The 16,680-nt window shown below is 69.2% G+C and carries 14 protein-coding genes and 1 tRNA gene; 11 read left to right on the top strand and 4 right to left on the bottom strand.

Annotation, left to right across the window (positions count from 1 at the left end):
• Positions 1–252: 252 nt before the first annotated feature.
• From FHX50_RS10455 to FHX50_RS10445, 3 genes are all read left to right on the top strand, one after another.
• A complete protein-coding gene (locus FHX50_RS10455; protein ID WP_183377140.1) occupies positions 253–1,872 on the top strand; it encodes an inorganic phosphate transporter in 1,620 nt (539 codons plus the stop codon).
• Between the two features lie 35 nt (positions 1,873–1,907).
• Positions 1,908–5,219, top strand: coding sequence for a DEAD/DEAH box helicase (locus FHX50_RS10450; protein ID WP_183377139.1), 3,312 nt, complete (start codon positions 1,908–1,910; stop codon positions 5,217–5,219).
• 113 nt (positions 5,220–5,332) lie between these two features.
• On the top strand, positions 5,333–6,025 hold the full coding sequence (locus tag FHX50_RS10445; protein WP_183377138.1) for a phosphatase PAP2 family protein: 693 nt from the start codon (positions 5,333–5,335) through the stop codon (positions 6,023–6,025).
• Between the two features lie 20 nt (positions 6,026–6,045).
• Here the strand turns inward: FHX50_RS10445 and FHX50_RS10440 are convergent, their stop codons facing one another.
• Positions 6,046–6,807 carry an SDR family NAD(P)-dependent oxidoreductase gene (locus FHX50_RS10440; RefSeq protein WP_183377137.1) on the bottom strand — a complete coding sequence of 254 codons (762 nt, stop codon included), beginning with the start codon at positions 6,805–6,807 and terminating at the stop codon, positions 6,046–6,048.
• A gap of 279 nt (positions 6,808–7,086) precedes the next feature.
• On the opposite strand from FHX50_RS10440, the gene FHX50_RS10435 reads away from it, so the two are divergent.
• Positions 7,087–8,073, top strand: coding sequence for a helix-turn-helix domain-containing protein (locus FHX50_RS10435; protein ID WP_183377136.1), 987 nt, complete (start codon positions 7,087–7,089; stop codon positions 8,071–8,073).
• Positions 8,070–9,020 (top strand): hypothetical protein, encoded by a 951-nt coding sequence (locus tag FHX50_RS10430; RefSeq protein ID WP_183377135.1) that lies wholly within the window; start codon positions 8,070–8,072, stop codon positions 9,018–9,020. Before FHX50_RS10435 ends, FHX50_RS10430 begins: the two co-directional genes overlap by 4 nt.
• Positions 9,021–9,044: 24 nt before the next feature.
• Here the strand turns inward: FHX50_RS10430 and FHX50_RS10425 are convergent, their stop codons facing one another.
• Positions 9,045–10,646, bottom strand: a complete 1,602-nt coding sequence (locus FHX50_RS10425; RefSeq protein WP_343064089.1) for a serine hydrolase domain-containing protein — start codon at positions 10,644–10,646, stop codon at positions 9,045–9,047.
• Between the two features lie 233 nt (positions 10,647–10,879).
• Here FHX50_RS10425 and FHX50_RS10420 point away from each other — a divergent pair, with 233 nt between their 5' ends.
• The 6 genes from FHX50_RS10420 (at position 10,880) to FHX50_RS10395 (ending at position 15,318) form a co-directional block, all read left to right on the top strand.
• A complete protein-coding gene (locus tag FHX50_RS10420; protein WP_183377133.1) occupies positions 10,880–11,476 on the top strand; it encodes a hypothetical protein in 597 nt (198 codons plus the stop codon).
• 47 nt (positions 11,477–11,523) lie between these two features.
• Positions 11,524–11,871, top strand: coding sequence for a hypothetical protein (locus tag FHX50_RS10415; RefSeq protein WP_183377132.1), 348 nt, complete (start codon positions 11,524–11,526; stop codon positions 11,869–11,871).
• Positions 11,872–12,092: 221 nt separating this feature from the next.
• Entirely contained in the window at positions 12,093–12,746 is a 654-nt protein-coding gene (locus FHX50_RS10410) for a hypothetical protein (RefSeq protein WP_183377131.1), read from the top strand.
• Positions 12,747–13,119: 373 nt separating this feature from the next.
• Positions 13,120–13,749, top strand: a complete 630-nt coding sequence (locus FHX50_RS10405) for a hypothetical protein (protein WP_183377130.1) — start codon at positions 13,120–13,122, stop codon at positions 13,747–13,749.
• A gap of 208 nt (positions 13,750–13,957) precedes the next feature.
• The gene (locus FHX50_RS10400; RefSeq protein WP_183377129.1) at positions 13,958–14,554 is read left to right on the top strand and encodes a hypothetical protein; all 597 of its coding nucleotides are present in this window, start codon (positions 13,958–13,960) and stop codon (positions 14,552–14,554) included.
• Positions 14,555–14,667: 113 nt separating this feature from the next.
• The gene (locus FHX50_RS10395; protein WP_183377128.1) at positions 14,668–15,318 is read left to right on the top strand and encodes an RAD23 family protein; all 651 of its coding nucleotides are present in this window, start codon (positions 14,668–14,670) and stop codon (positions 15,316–15,318) included.
• Between the two features lie 91 nt (positions 15,319–15,409).
• On the opposite strand, the gene FHX50_RS10390 is transcribed toward FHX50_RS10395, so the two are convergent.
• Together FHX50_RS10390 and FHX50_RS10385 are read right to left on the bottom strand one after the other, a co-directional pair.
• Positions 15,410–15,493 (bottom strand) — tRNA-Leu (locus tag FHX50_RS10390).
• 214 nt (positions 15,494–15,707) lie between these two features.
• A complete protein-coding gene (locus FHX50_RS10385; RefSeq protein ID WP_183377127.1) occupies positions 15,708–16,667 on the bottom strand; it encodes a hypothetical protein in 960 nt (319 codons plus the stop codon).
• Between the last annotated feature and the right edge of the window lie 13 nt (positions 16,668–16,680).

The raw sequence follows: 16,680 nt of genomic DNA, 5'->3' as shown, positions 1-16,680 counted from the left end.
TGGGACCCGGCATCAACGGCATGTGCTACCCCTTCACGATCCGCGGCGGCATGGTGGTGAACGGCGCCGGGCCTGCAAAAGCGGCCGCACGGAAGCGATGACGAACCCCCGTTAACCTTCCGTCCACCATTGCTGTGATGTTGTCTTGCGGTAGGTCTCGATAACATCTCGGCTCTGCAACAGACGTTCATGGAGCGTTAGCCTGCAAGTGGCCTTTTGTTCGCATATCGTTCCCACGAATCTGGTGTGTCAATGTCTCCCACTTCTGCTCCGGCGCCCGACGTCACGGAGAACCAGGGCTTCCTCGGTGCCGACCGCTGGTGGCATCTCGCCTTCGGCTCGCTCATGGCCGTCACCCTCATCGTCTTCACGCTGTGGACCCGCGGGCACCTGCCCAACGGCCAGTTCGGCATCCTCATCGTCGTGGCGATCCTGCTGGGTCTGTTCATGGCGTTCAACATCGGCGGCAATGACGTCGCCAACTCGTTCGGCACCTCGGTGGGCGCCGGCACCCTCACCATGAAGCAGGCACTGCTGATCGCCGCCGTCTTCGAGGTCTCCGGTGCGCTCCTCGCCGGCGGTGAGGTCACCGACACCGTGAAGAGCGGCATCGTGGACATCGGCCCGATCTCCGCAGACCCGATGCAGTTCGTGTACATCATGATGGCGGCCCTGTTCGGCGCCGCCGTGTGGCTGCTGGTCGCCACGAAGTTCGGCCTGCCCGTGTCCACCACGCATTCGATCATCGGCGCCATCGTGGGTGCGTCCCTCGTGGTCGGCTACTCCACCCATTCGGGCGGACTGTCGATGGTGCAGTGGGACCAGATCGTGCAGATCGTGGTGAGCTGGGTGCTGTCGCCGGTGCTGGGCGGCATTGTCGCCTACGCCCTGTTCTGGTTCATCCGCCGCTACATCCTGCTGTACAACCGCAAGGCCACCCGCCGCCTCGCCGCCGTCAAGGAGCAGATGCTCGAGAGCGGCGATGAGGAAGAGGTGGACCGCATCACCTCGCTGCAGGCCCTCGCCTACTCCAACCGCCCGATGAGCGCCCGTGAACGCGCCCAGCTGGCGATCGATGAGGACGTCGACCTCGACGCTGAGGAGGCGGAGCATCAGTTCTACCGCACGATGCGCAAACTGGACCGCAAGGTCGATGACATCCGCAGCCACCGCGCCCTCACCTTCTGGGTGCCGCTGCTGGGCGCGTTCGGCGCCGTCATGATCACGGCGATGCTGCTGTTCAAGGGGCTGAAGAACACCGGGTTCGAACCGACCACCACCCAGGCCGTCGTCGGCCTGGCCATGGTCGCTGTGATCGCGTGGATGTCCCTGTTCATGTTCGCGAACAGCCTGCAGACCCGCTCCCTGTCCCGAGCCACGTTCATCCTGTTCGCCTGGATGCAGGTGTTCACCGCGAGCGCGTTCGCGTTCTCGCACGGCTCCAACGACATCGCCAACGCCATCGGCCCGTTCGCCGCGGTGCTGGACGTCCTCGCCACCGGTGAGGTGGGCGAAGAGGCCCTGATCCCGCTGCCGGTGCTGGTCGCGTTCGGCATCGCGCTCGTGGCGGGCCTGTGGTTCATCGGCCGCAACGTCATTCAGACCGTGGGGTCGGGCCTGACGAAGATGCACCCGTCCTCCGGCTTCGCTGCTGAGCTCGCCGCTGCAACCGTGGTGATGGGCGCCTCGCAGCTGGGCCTGCCGGTGTCCTCCACGCACATCCTCATCGGTGCCGTGCTCGGTGTGGGCATGGTGAACCGGGCCGCGAACTGGCGCATGATGCGTCCGATCGCGCTCGCGTGGATCGTGACGCTGCCGGTCGCCGCGGTGCTCGGCGCAATCGCCGTGACGGCGTTCCGCACCGTGTTCTGATCCGTTGCGCGGGCGCGGGGCTCTAGGCTGCCGATATGCAGGAACCTTCGGCCCCCACGGGCGCCTCACCAGCCGCCTCCTCCCCGCGCCCAGCACCCGCCCTCACCCCGGGGCTCTACGAGCGCGTGGAGACCGTCGGCCTCCTCCACCTCATCCAGGAGGCCCGCGATGCCGGCCTGCGCGTCGAGGAGCCCGCCGACGTGGACGCCGCGGACGCCGCACATGTGCTGACCGTGGAAGTAGCGGAGCGTCTGCACCGCGTCCTCGACCAGATGAAGGACAGCAGCGACCAGATCGACCTCGCCAACCGCATCCTCGACCTGCTCGACGCCGCCGCCCCTGCCCGCGACAGCGCCCCCGCCTCCACGATCATGCCGGGGCCGCGCCTGCTGCGCAGCATCGCCGACCCGCTCGTCGCCGCACCGCCGCACCCGGAGATCCCGCTGCGGGACGCCGCCCTGCTCACCAACGCGAAGCACGATCCGAGCCTGTCCAGTCAGCTGCTCAAGGAGATCGACAGCGCCGACCGCATCGACCTGCTGTGCGCCTTCGTCAAGCACTCGGGGCTGCGGATCCTGCACGCGAGCCTGAAGCGAGCCCGAGAGCGCGGCATCCCGATCCGGGTTCTGACCACCACCTATATGGGCGCCACGGACGCCACCGCGGTGCAGCGGCTGGCTCAGGAGTACGGCGCGCAGGTGAGGGTCTCGTACACGGCGGACACCACGCGGCTGCATGCGAAGGCGTGGATGTTCCACCGCCGCACCGGGTTCAGCACCGCGTATGTGGGGTCGTCGAACCTGTCCTCGGCGGCGCTGGTGGACGGCTTGGAGTGGAACGTGCGGCTGTCCAGCACGGCGACTCCGCGGCTGCTGGAGAAGTTCGACTCCGCGTTCTCCACGTATTGGGAGTCCGACGAGTTCGTCCCGTTCGATCCGGCGCGGGACCTGGACCTGCTGACGTCCGAGATCGCGCGGCAGTCGGTCCGCAGCGCGCCGGCGCCGCGGCCCCGCGAGGATCTGGCGATCACCACCGCGCACGTGGATGTGCGCCCGTACCCGCATCAGGCGCGGATGCTGGAGCATCTGGAGGCGGAGCGCACCCTGCATGACCGGCACCGGAACCTGGTGGTGGCGGCGACCGGCACCGGCAAGACGATCCTGGCCGCGCTCGACTACCTGCGGCTCTGCCCACCGAGTGGGCCGCGGCCCACCCTGCTGTTCGTGGCGCACCGGCAGGAGATCATCGAGCAGGCGCGCCGCACGTACCGCACGGTGCTGAAGGACGACACGTTCGGGGAGGTCCTGGTGGGCGGGCAGCGGCCGCAGCGGTGGCGGCACGTGTTCGCGTCGATCCAGAGCCTGTCGAAGGCGCGCCTGGTGAACGAGGTGGACCCGTCGGCCTTCCAGGTGGTGGTGGTGGACGAGTTCCACCACGCCAGCGCCTCCTCGTACCGCCGCGTCCTCGAGCACCTGCGGCCGGAGGAGCTGCTGGCGCTGACGGCCACACCGGAGCGGGCCGACGGGGTCAGCGTCGCGACCGAGTTCTTCGACGGCCGGATCGCGAGCGAGCTGCGGCTGTGGGACGCGCTGGAAGAGGACCTGTTGGTCCCGTTCCACTACTTCGGGGTGGCCGACGGGACCGACCTGACGCAGGTGCGCTTCGCCCGCGGCCGGTACGACGAGCAGCAGCTCGCGCAGATCCTCGCCCACAACCGGGACCGTGCGGCACGGGTGATCGAGGCGCTGCGCACCACGGTGACCGATGTGGCCGGGATGCGGGCGCTCGGGTTCTGTGTGAGCGTGGCGCATGCGCAGTTCATGGCCGAGGTGTTCACCGAAGCGGGGATCGCGTCGGTGGCGCTGTCGGGTGAGTCGCCGCAGGAGGTGCGCCGGGATGCGCTGAACGCCCTGCGCGCGGGGGATCTGCGGTGCATCTTCGCGGTTGACCTGTTCAATGAGGGCCTGGACATTCCTCAGATCGACACGATCCTGATGCTGCGGCCCACGCAGTCGGCGACGATCTTCCTGCAGCAGCTGGGGCGCGGTCTGCGCCGCAGTCACGGCAAGGCGCTGCTGACGGTGCTGGACTTCATCGGTGAACAGAACCGGTCGTTCCGCTTCGATCTGAAGTTCCGGGCGCTGACGGGCACGAGCCGGCGCCGCCTCGAGGACCAGGTGCGCAAGGGCTTCCCGTTCCTGGCGCCGGGGTGCGAGATCGTGCTGGATGAGACGGCGCAGGACATCGTGGTGCAGTCGATCCGCACCCAGATGGAGATGACCACGCGGGAGCTGGTGGCGGATGTGCGCGGTCATGCCGCCGCAGCGGCCGACGCCTCCGCCGGAGGACTGACGCTGCGGGCGTACCTGGAGGAGGCGGATCGGACGCTCGAGGACGTGTACGGGGCGCGGGCGTCGACGCGCACCTATCAGGGGTCGAAGCGGTCGACGTCGTGGCGGAGCGTGTCGGATTGGGCGTTCGGCACGGACCTGATCCGGTTGCCGAGCGCGGAGGAGGAACGGCTGCTGCAGCGGGTGCGGGCGTTCACGGCGGTGGATGACCCGGCGCGGCTACGGCTCTACCGCGACCTGCTGCTGAACCGGGTGGACCTCGCCGCAGCTGATGCACCCACGAAGCTGGCGGCGGCGATGCTGGTGTTCTCATTCTTCCCGGGCGGTTTCACCCGGCCTGACGGGGAGGCGTTCACCGGGTCGGATGGATCGACCGATTCGGTTCAGGCGCGGGAGGCGGCGGTCGCTGCCGGCGTGGAGCACCTGCGGTCTCTGCCGGCGGTGGTGGGTGAGCTGCTGCAGATCTTCGAGGTGCGCGCTGAGCAGATGGACACGGTGCCACGAGCGCTGGAGGGCCGTTTGGGGGCGGTGTCGCCGCTGTGCACGCACGCCGCCTACACCCGCGAGGAGCTCCTGGCGGGGCTCGGGGTGGGGACGCTCGATGCGGAGAAGCCCGGGTCGATCCGTGAGGGCGTGAAGTACGTGCGGGCCTTGAACACCGACATCCTGCTGATCACGCTGAAGAAGTCGGAGGCAGACTTCTCCCCGTCCACTCTGTACCGCGACTATGCGCTGAACCAGCAGGAGATGCACTGGGAGTCGCAGTCGCTGACGGGGGCGGACAGCCCCACCGGCAGGAGGTATGCCGACGGGTCCTCGACCGTGGTCCTGTTCGTGCGTGAGACGAAGACGGGGGACATCGGAACGGAGCCGTACACCTGTCTCGGCACGGCGACGTGCGTCTCGGCGACGGGGTCGAAGCCGATGCAGATCCAGTGGCGCCTGGATCGGGCGATGCCGGGCGACCTGTTCCTCGCCGCCAAGGCCGTGGCGTAGGGCGTGCCCGCGTCCAGCTCGCCCAATTCGCTCGCCCCCGCCTCGCCGTCGCCGTGAAGGCGAACGCGCTGAGTGTGGGGCTGTTCGCGTTCTGACCGGGCTACGGTGGGTCCATGCCGCGCCCCGCTCGTCCCAGCCCCGCCTTCTCCCCAGCGCGCCTGCTCACCGGCCTCGCCCTGATCGCTGCGGCTCTCCTGATGGGCCTGCTCACCCGCACCAATGCACTCGCGCAGGTCGACCACGTACTGTCCTCCGCGGCGATCAGTGCCCGCACTCCGGCCCTCACGGGGATCGCGCAGCTGTTCACACCGCTGGCGAGCCCGCTCGGCAGTGTGGCCCTCGCCGCGGTCGCGGTGATCGCCCTGGTCGCGGCCACGAGGCGCTGGTGGTCCGGCCTGCTGGTCATCGCGTCCACGTCGGGCGCGGGGGTCCTCACGGACTGGTTGAAGGAGGTGTTCGGTCGGGAGCGGCCGCCGGAGACCCTTCACCTGGTGCACGAGACGAGCCCGGCGTTCCCGTCGGGTCATTCCACGGGTGCGGCGTCGCTGGTCACGGCAATCGTCCTTGTTCTCGTCCTGTGCGGCGCCATCCGGACCAGACGCGCCCGCGCAGCCCTCATCGCCGCAGCGGCGGCGTGGGTGGTGACAACGGCGCTGATCCGCATCTACCTGGGGGTTCATTGGCCGTCGGACACCGTCGGCGGGGCACTGGTGGGCGCCGGGGCGGCGATCGCGCTCAGCTCCTGGTGGCCGTCCGAGAAGATCGTCGCGGAACCAGGCCAGCGCGAGCACCCGTCGGCCCCCTGAGCGCCGCTCGCCCGAGAGGGTCAGCCGAGGGCGATGCGGTGCGCGACCTTCAGCACCAGCTTCTTCGGCGCCCGCGGGATGATCACCTTCGCCAGCACGGTGTTCGCGAACCCGTCGATGAAGCTGGGGGCGCTGCCATCGAGCTTCTTCAGCGTGGTGTCCACGAGATGGTCGGGGCTCTGCATCGGCAGGGCGAGACCGGTCGCCTCCGCGTTGTCGAAGAACTCGGTGTTCATCGGGCCGGGGCAGGCGGCGAGCACGCGGATGCCGTGCTTCTTCTCCTCGTACCAGAGCGCTTCGCTGAACGACAGCACGAGCGACTTCGACGCCGCGTAGACCGCCATATCGGGGATCGGCTGGTACGCGCCGGTGGAGGCGATGTTGATGATGGTGCCGCGGCCGCGCTCCCGCATCGCCGGCAGCACGCGGGCTGCGAGCCCGACGGGGGTGACGCAGTTGAGCTGCACCTGCTTCTCCAGCGTGCCCGGGGTGGAGTCCTTGACGGGGCGGATGGTGGCGAACCCGGCGTTGTTGACGAGGACATCGACCTCGAGGCCGCGGCGTTCGATCTCGGTCATGAGCGCCTCGGGGGCGCCTTCGCGGGCGAGGTCCTGGCCGATGACCTGGACGTCGATGCCGTAGCCGCTCGAAAGGCGGGTGGCGAGGGCTTCGAGGCGGTCGGTGCGGCGGGCCACGAGGATGAGGTCGTGGCCACGGCGCGCGAAGCGGTCCGCGAAGATGGTGCCGAGGCCGGATGAGGCGCCGGTGATGAGGGTGTGCACGATGGGGCTCCTTGGGCCGCGGGGTCGGCGGGCGGTGGGGCGCGCCGACGGGTTCGGTCTCGCTGGTGCCTCCAGGCTAGGAAGGGCGGCCGACGGGTGCCAACACCCTGTGATGGACACGGATCACCGTTATGCTCTGAACTGCGCGAATCAGACACGGGCACGGTGGTAGGTTGAGCGCTGTAGAAAACGGTGTGATGCGTCGGCCCACGGCACGCTGAGCATCCGTCGGCAGTGATGGCCGCCGAGCAGGAACGAACAGGAACAAGGGGGTTCGTCGTGCAGGATCCGAAGTCGGCATCGCCTGATTCGCGGCCGCCGTTCCTGAACACCGGCGATGAACCGCTGCCACTGGACCTGCCGGCGGACCCTGACTTCCCGACTCGTTTCCAGGCCGCTGTTCAGCGGCGGAACCTGAGCCTGCACCGGATGCGGGAGCATCTGAAGTCGCACGGCGTCAGCGTGTCCGCCTCCACTCTCAGCATGTGGCGCACGGGCCGCACGAAGCCGTGGCGCGACCAGTCGCTGCGCGCGCTGCAGGCACTGGAGTCGATCCTGGACACGCCGCCGGGCTATCTGACGGCGGCGGAGCAGCAGGTGGAGAAGGGGTCGGAGTCGTGGTGGGCGTCGATCCAGACCCGTCCCGAAGTGCTGAACCATAGCGAGGAGTACGCGCAGGTGCGCAGGGAGGTGGGACTGGACGGCCCGCCGGAGCTGCGCAACGCGTTCATGCACTGCACTGTCTGGTACAACGAGAACGGCCAGTTCATGGGTGCGCGCAGCACCCACATCTTCCAGGCGGTGGCGGCGCGCGGTGAGCGGTCCCTGCAGGCCACGTTCCCGGATGCGCACGGTGATCGGAATCCGCATCGGGTCAACGTGCGCGCGGGCGGTCGCATCGGCCTGCAGCGCGTGTTCGAAGGATCGGGGCAGACCGTGTTCGAGCTGATCCTCGATCAGCCGCTGGAGCGCGGGCAGATGGCGTACGTGGAGTACGAGATGACCCCGAGCCGGCTGGACGCTCCGCGGTCGAGGCCCCTGTACGACGTCCGCACCACGAACGCGATCGGCCAGTTGGGCATGGAGCTGCACTTCCATCCGGACTGCCCTCCGCGCAGGCCGAAGATCCGCCGGCACAACATGGCCTCCCAGCCGGAGGGGACGGAGTTCCTTGACGACTCGAAGGACGGCGCCCTGCTGCTGGTCACCACCGATGAGTTCGTCGCCAACGGCGGCATCTGCATGGAGTGGGAGTGGGACGGATGAACACGAAGGCGGTGCACCACCCGGAGCCGACGGGGCCGACGGATCCTGCCGCTGACATGGGCGTTCGCCGTGACACGTTCGCGGAGGCGCTGGCCACGGCGATGACGGAGCGGGAGTTCACGTACGCGTCCCTGGCGCAGGCGCTGAAGAAGCGCGGCGCATCGGTGTCGGCGCCGACTCTGCGGACCTGGTCGAGGGGCGAGGGTGCGCCGGCGCGCGGCTCGACCCGCCGGGCGGTGGCCACGATCGAAGAGGTGCTGCAGCTGCGGCCGGGCAGTCTGAGCACCCTGCTGGATGTGGAGTCCTCCGAGCTCGCGGAGCACTCCTGCCATGACCATTTCCCCACCCTGTGCCGTGTCATGGCGGATTCTCGGCGGGCGTGCACGGTGACGCCGATGCCGGGGCACCGGCCGCTGATGCTGCTGTCCGAGCTGGATCTGCGGGACCCGTCGGCACCCACCGTCACGCTGCGGCTCACGTTCACGTCGTCGCTGGCGGACATGAACTGCGTGCACGTCGCGGTGGACTCTGCTGACCTGTCGCGCGAACCCATCCGGATCGACGGCGCGCAGGTGGGCGAATGGTGGCCGGTGCCGGGGACGTCGCTGACGGTGGTGGAGCTGCTGCTGCCGCATCCTCTGGCGATCGATGACGCGTGGGCGATCGAGGCCGTGCTGCCGGCCGCTGAGGGGGCGGGTCAGCCCGGTGACGATGGGCGTCGCCGATTCCATACGGTGGCGACCCGCCCGTTCAATGCGTGCGTGGCGTCCGTGCTGCTGCCGGAGGCGACACGGACTGTGCCGGAGCCCGAGTATGTGGCGGGGTGGCGTCGGCGCCGGGCGGGGCAGACCACCCCGGATTCGTCGACGACAGTGGCGCCGGTGGCGGCGTCGATCCAGTCGGTCGCCGTCGATGGCGAGGATGGGGACGTCTGGGTCCGGTGGTGACCGGCCGACGCCCCCACCCGGCCGTCACGCCTTGGGGGCGCGGATCCGCTCGGGCAGTTCGAAGTCCTCGCTCGGGACCGCCACCTGCCCGGTGTCGACGAGGCCGGTGCAGCGGCCGTTCTCGACGCGAGCGAGAACGGGCTCGAAGTAGGAGCCGTACCCGGTGTCGCCCCAGGTGGTGAGCTCCACGCACGGGACACCGTCGAGGATCGCGTCCGGGCGGGTGCCGGTGACAGCGAGTTCGATGGCGCCGGCGGCGGGGTCGTAGGAGGACAGGGGCAGCTCGAACAGGCGGTCGCCGAGGCGCGCCACCCAGGTGCGGCCCCAGCCCGCGCTGTACGTGCCCTCAACGATCCCCGCGACCTGCTCCGCCGTCATCTCCTCACCGCCGATGGTGACGGAGGGCTGGTCGGCGAGCTCCTTCGGGCGGGGTCGGCCGACGGCTGCTCCGCCGCCCGCGGCGGCGCTTTCGAACATGTCCGCGTCGGGGGCGGGGCGCCCGGCGGCGAGCGCCAGCAGGCCCAGGATGCCGACGGCGATCTCCGATGACGGCGAGTCCGTGGACGTGCCGATGACGCTGACGCACAGGCGCGACGCGGGCACTGCCCAGGTGCGGGACAGCCCCGTGGGGAATCCACCGGAGTGGGCGAGGGCGGTGAAGCCGTGGAAGCGGCCCTGCTGGAGACCGAGACCGTAGTGCCCGCCTTCGCGCAGGGTCCACACCTTGCGGCGCATTTCGCGGCGGGACCGGTCGGTGAGCAGAGCGCTGTCGGTGAAGACACGGCCGGTGAACTCGGCGATGGACGCGGCGGTGGCCCAGAAGCCGGTGGCGGCGGCGAGTGCGCCGGTGCTGATCTGCTCAACAGCGCGGCGGTCCCCGTGGATGAGGCCCGTGTGGCCGTACGCGAACCCGTCGGCCTGCTCCGGTCCGGCGGCGCCCTCCGGGAGATCGGCGCCCAGGTGGAGGGTGCGGTCGCTGTCGCGCTCCACCTCCGCCGTGACGGGATCGAGGACGAGGTCGGTGACGGCGTCCTCGAACGACTGGCCGGTGACCGCTTCGATGGCGAGGCCGAGGAAGCCGTAGCCGATGTTGGAGTACTGCAGGTGGATGCCGGCCTCGGCGACCACGGCGCCGTCGCGCGCGATCTCGATCAGCTGAGCGCGGTCCGCGAACGGGGTCTGCAGCGCCCACCAACGGGAGTCGGAGCTGTCGCGGGTGAGGCCCGCGGAGTGGGAGAGGAGGTCGCGGATGGTGCGGTCGGCGACAGGGGTGTCGGCGAGGTCGTCCACGAGGTCGCCGACGGCGTCGTCCAGTCGCATGCGGCCCTGCTCCACGAGCCGCATCACGGTGATGGCGGTGAACATCTTCGAATGCGAAGCGATGCGCAGTCGATGGGTGGGCAGCAGCTCGGTGCCGGTCTCGGGGTCGGCAGTGCCCTGCGCGTAGTCGAAGACGATGTCGCCGTCGTGCCAGATCGCGACCTGCAGGCCGGACAGGCGGCGCAGATCCCCGAGGGTGCTGAGCCACTGCGGCAGCTGGTCCACCACGGACTGCACCGCCTCCCGGGAGAGAGCCTCATCCTCGCGGACGAATACGGACGTTCCGGTGGTGGCGGTGGCGGTCACGGGGGCTCCTTCGCTCATCGGTGATGGACCGGGACGATTCTCCCATGGGGACGCCGGCCCCGCAGGGTGTTCGGGCAGGTCGCCCGCACGTTCGGGGCCGCCCTGCGAACCTCCTGGTCACCGACTGTTCACCAAAGTACCCATGCGCGGGTCACATGTCCCCATCGGCAGGAATCGCAAGTGGTGCAACAGTTGTAGCCATCACCGCCCTTCCGATTCATAAGGAGCCCCTCATGAAGACCATCCGCAGCACCCGTGCCCGCGCCGCCTCTCTTGCCGCCATCGGAGTCCTGGCCCTCAGCCTCAGCGGCTGCGGCGCCCTCGGCATCGGCGGCGACCAGGACTCGGACACCGACGCCAAGCCCACGGAGGAGAGCTCCGCCCCGGCAGAGACCACCCCCGAAGAGACCACCCCCGAAGAGACCACGCCGGAGGAGACGACTCCCGAGGCGACGACTCCTGAGGAGTCCACCCCGGAGGCGACCACTCCTGCGGAGACCACCCCGGCGGAGACCACCCCGGCGGCCCCCACCACGGATGACTCCTCCGCGGACCCCGACAAGGAGCCGAGCACTGACGAGATGGCCAAGGGCATGGAGAAGATGACCGCTGAGGCCGGCTACTCCCGCGAGAAGTTCAAGGAGAGCGGCATCTCGGACGAGAAGATCGACAACTACTTCACGTGCATTGTCGAAGAGTCCGCCCCGTCGCTGAGCCCGAAGCTGAAGCGCGCCATCGCCGACGGTGACTCCAACGCCCCGCTTTCCCCGGAGGAGAAGAAGGTGCTGAACTCCGCGATCGACACCTGCGTGAGCAAGACCATCGGCTGATCCCGGCCATCCCCTTTTTCCACCTCCTCAACCCAAAGGAGAACATCATGATCACCACCACCCGTCGCGCCATCGCCGCCCTGGGCGCCAGCCTCGTCCTTGCCGGCAGCCTCGCCGCGTGCGGCTCGGAGCCGTCCGAGGCGGAGCTCGCCAAGGGCATGGAGAAGATGATGGCCGCCGAAGGCTTCGACCGCGCCAAGCTCAAGGAGTCCGGCATCACGGACGAGCAGATCGACGAGTTCTACACCTGCATCGCCAAGGAAGTGAAGCCGAACGTCTCCAGCCGCGGCCAGAAGCTCATCGCCGAGGGCGACGGCGAATCCAAGGTCAGTGACGAGGACTACAAGGCTGTGGAGAAGGCGGCCGACGGCTGCGCCTCCAAGATCATCGGCTGACCCGGGCCATCGACGGTCACTGACACGAACTCGGAACCCGTCGGCCTCCCCCTTTCTCTTCCTGTGGGAGGCGACGGGTTCTTCTATGCCCGGGGTCCGGCCGTCCCCGCATCAGCGGGAGGCGTGATCAGATGCCCAGACTCTGTTCATGGCACGGTCAGGCTGGCATGGAACAGTCGGCCCGTTCCCGGAACAATCCACTGATACAGGAGAGAACCGAATTGAGCACCACCATCCGCACCCACGGCAAGAAGATCGTCGCGCTGAGCGCTACGGGCCTGCTGGCCCTCGGCCTGGCTGCGTGCGGCGATGACAAGAAGGACGAGAAGCCCGCGGAGTCGAGCTCGTCGTCCTCGCAGCCGGCGGACACCACGCAGGACGCTGGGGCGTCTGACGCCGGGGGTGCATCCGATGCCGGCGGCGCCTCTGATGCCGGTGGCGCGTCGGATGCCGGTGGCGCGTCCGATGCGGGCGGTGCTTCTGACGCGGGCGGCGCCGCAGCCGGCCCCACCTCCAAGGAGGACTACACCGACGGCTTCATCAAGATCATGAAGGCGCAGGGCATGGCGGACCAGATGAAGGCCGCCGGCCTGAACGACAAGCAGGTCGATGACCTCCTGAAGTGCAGCGCCGAGAAGTCCTTCCCGGAGATGTCCGACGGGGTGAAGGCGGCGCTGGCCACCGGCGATCCGCAGACCCCGGCGCAGGTCACCCAGGAGGAGCAGCAGGCGCTCGCCACCGCCACCCAGACCTGTGTCTCGGAGCTCGGCCTGGACAAGGCCCTCCAGCAGAACCAGGGCGGCCAGGGCCAGGCACCCGGCGGTGACGGTCAGGCCCCCGGTGACGGCCAGGACTCCGGCAAGGGCGGCAACTGATCTCCCCACCCGGCTGATCGGCCCAGTCACCTGACCGGCGCCGACGCCCCCGTTGCGACACGTACCCCGCTCGGCACTGCCCGGGCGGGGTACTGTCATGTGGCCCCGACCCCGTCGAGACGCGGACGATCATCGCCGCAGAAGAGGGCGAGAAGATCGCCACCATCCCGGACGCCGACAACACCCTGGTGGAGAACGCGATCGACGCCTGCGCCGTCGAACTGGTCTCCTGACCGCAGGCGGGCACCAGCCTGACGGGCCTGCCGCATGGGCACTCCTGCACCCGCTGTCGGCGTGACTGCCCGTTGTGTCGTCTCTAGGCTGGGGACAGACGCCGGGCAGTGGGCCCGGCACCTGAGAAGAGGGGGACGCGATGCGTACTCGACCGCTCACTGCACGTCTGGCCTCCGTCGGCGCCGCGGCAGTGCTCACCATCAGCCTGGCCGCCTGCGGCGGCTCCACCACCGAAGGCCGGGGCACGGAGGAGCCGACGACGACGCCGACCATCACCTCCCCGCCGAAGGAGACCAGCCCCGCTGAGGAAGCCGACGCTGGCGACCGCAAGGACGCGTCGGCCGACGGGAAGCGCGCCACCGGCGCTAAGCCCCCGCGCGGTGACGACCTCGACGGCACCACCGGAACCGACGAGGGCGGCGGCACTGACAAGGCCACCCCAACCCCGGTGGACCCGAAGGACGTCCCATCCAAGGATGAGTTCTCCGCATACCTGGTGAAGGAGCTGCGCACCTCCGCCGAGGAGGACGGCGCCCTCGGGGAGATGAAGGCCACCGGCATTACCGACGAGCAGTTCGACCGGTTCTTCACCTGCTTCAGCGACGAGATCTACCCGCACCTGTCGGACGAGGCGAAGGTCGCGATAATGAACGGTGACACCCCGTCGGGCGAACCGCCTTCGGACGATGTGATGATGAATGCCCTCGTCACCTGCGGGAAGGATGACCCGGAGATGCTGAAGATCATGATGGAGGAGATGAAGGGATGACCCGACTCCTGCCGCGCCTGGCCTCGTGAAGGGCAGGGCGAGCGCGCGCCAACGGGTCCCGCACCCACACATGCGGAAGGCCCCGGTCCGATCCGCTGATCGGCCCGGTCACCTGACCGGCGCCGACGCCCCCCGTTGCGACACGTACCCCGCTCGGCACTGCCCGGGCGGGGTACTGTCATTCCAACCCGTGTGTGCGGGCCTCCCCATGCTGCTGCACTGTCGCCGCGGCACTCACCGACAGGATGTCCCCATAACTCTCCCCCTCCGCCCCCGCTCCTCCGCGCTGTTCCTCACCGCCGGTGCGCTGCTGTGCGCCTCCCTCACCGGCTGCGGCGCCATCGGCTCCCTCACCGCCGGTGGTGAGGACCCGTCGCCGTCGGCGTCGCCCGCGCCGGCGTCGACCTCCCCTCAGAAGCCGACGGATTCCGCGTCCCCGTCGGACTCCCCGTCCAGCCCCGCCGCGTCCCCCTCCAGCCCGGCCGCGTCCCCGTCCGAGTCGGCGTCGGCGAACAGCGGCGCTGCGCGGCGCGTCAGCAAGCAGGAGTACACCGACGGGTTCGTGGAGACGATGCGGACGTTCACGCCCTCGCAGGAGGAGCTGAAGAAGAACGGCCTGACGCAGAAGGACATGGACGACACGTGGCGCTGCGTTGCCGACAAGACCTACGACGACGTCTCCGACGAGACCCTCCAGATCATCTCCAACAAGGAGAGTGAGAAGTACGCCACCATCTCCGAGGAGGACAACACCCTCGTGGAGAACGCGATCGACGCCTGCGCCATCGACCTGGTGACGCAATGACGGCGCGATGGGCACTCCTCCACCCGGCGACCCGCTGACGGGACGCCGCATCCTCTCTACGCTGGAACCATGCGCCGGGCACCGGGCCCGGCATCAACCACGAGGAGGGTGCCATGCGCACTCGAAGGATCACCGCCCGTCTGGCATCCGTCGGCGCCGCCGCCGTGCTCACCATCAGCCTCGCCGCCTGCGGCAGCTCCAGCACCGAGGGTGAAAGCACCACGGAGCCCGCATCGTCGCCGGCGACCACCGCGCCGCCGGAGAAGCCCAGCGAGAAGACCGACGACGCGAACTCCGACGAGTCAGCGGACCCGAGCGATGACACCGACGCCTCCGATGGCGGCCCCACTGACACGAAGGCGTCGACCAGCCCCGGCGCCCCCACCGATGACGCCGACGATGACGATGACGCTGACGATGACAAGGATGATGCGTCCGCGAAGACGGTGGATCCGAAGGACGTGCCGTCGAAGGAGGAGTTCATCGCCTTGACCGTGAAGCAGGTGCGGGCGAATTCTGCTGAGGACGGTTCGCTCGACGAGATGAAGGAAGCCGGCATCACCGACGAGCAGTTCGACCGGTTCTTCACCTGCTTCAGCGAAGAGATCTACCCGCACCTGTCCGATGAGTCGAAGGTGGCGATCTCCAAGGGCGAGGACCTGCCGAGCAAGCCCGGCAACGAGGAGCAGATGATGACCGCCCTCGTGACCTGCGGCCAGAAGGAGCCCAAGGTGATGGAGTACATGATGAAGGCAATGGGCTGATCCCAGCGCAGACGGCTGACCGGCCAGTTCCCACTGCCGGACATGCGGAAGGCCCCGGCCCGATCTGCTGATCGGGCCGGGGCCTCATCTGTGCGCAAGGGGGGACTTGAACCCCCACGCCCGCGAAGGCACACGGACCTGAACCGTGCGCGTCTACCAATTCCGCCACTTGCGCGTCTCTTCGGAGCCGGGTGTCAAGCACGACCAACGCCGAAGCATGTTCAACTATAGGGTGCGGCCCGGGACTGGTCCACTCGGGCGCCACCCGCAGGCCGCACATGTGTCGTATGCCATTGTTCTGACCGTTCACCGAGCGGGCAGCACCCGTCGGCCCGCAGCCCGCTCGCGGCCCGCAGCCCGGAGGCCGACAGCCGCGGGCGGCGGCGCGATCACTCGGCGGGGAACGCCTCCGTGGGGATCAGCACCGTGAGCCCCATGTCCTGCGACGGCGTCATGCCCAGGAAAGCGTAGCCCTGCCACGTGTCGCCGTGCTTCGTGGTGAACGTGCACGCCGTGGCGCTCTGCGACTGCGACAGCGGCCCCTCACAGTCCACCGCCGTCAGGTCCTTCTCCAGACCCACCTTCCCCAGGGCACTCATCGCGATCTGCTCCACGTCCGCCTTCGGCACCTCCTGGTCCACGCCGAACATGCCGCCCTGGCCGAAGGACACCACCGTCAGCTGGTTCGAATCCTGCCGATCCGCCACGAGCTGTGCGAGTTCGCTCTGCAGCGGCGTCCCCGTTGTCACCAGCGCGCCCCCGGTCTCGTCACCATCAGCGCGGGCAGTCACCATCGGCGTCACCGTCAGGACGCCCTTCCCCTCGGGGGCGCCCTTCTCCCGGCAGGTCACGGAGGCCGACGGGTCCGTCAGATCCAACGGGCCGTCACACTCAGCGCCACTGCTGTCCGGCAGGGACGATTCGATGCCGGAGGACAGCTCCTCCGGGCTCAGAGTGTCCGCGCCGTCGTCAGCGGCGATGGTGAAGAAACCGGTGGGGCCGGGCTGCGCCAGCGTCACCGCGGGAGCGCCCTTCACCTCGCCATGGGCGCCGCCGGCGTCAGATGTGCCGCCGGAGGCTCCACCATCGGACGCACCGCCGTCGGACGTGCCGCCGTCGGAGGCTGCAGTCCCATCCGCACCGGCCGTCGGGGCCCCGCCATCGGACGAGGAGTCCTGCCCTGCGGACGTGGAGGAGTCAGTGGACGTGGAGGACGCGTCGGCCCCCTCCCCATCAGGGGTGACACCGCCGCAGCTGGTGAGCAGCAGCGCGGCGATGCCGGCACCAGCCGTGATGCCGCTGAGGCGCCGGGCGGACGAGAACGGGCTGCGGGAACGGATCGGGGTCATCAGGAGCTCCTCT

The organism is Helcobacillus massiliensis, assembly GCF_014191425.1.
Taxonomy (GTDB): Bacteria; Actinomycetota; Actinomycetes; order Actinomycetales; family Dermabacteraceae; genus Helcobacillus; species Helcobacillus massiliensis.
Note: the sequence above shows the minus strand (reverse complement) of the source record. Positions and strands in the feature narration are given on the sequence as shown.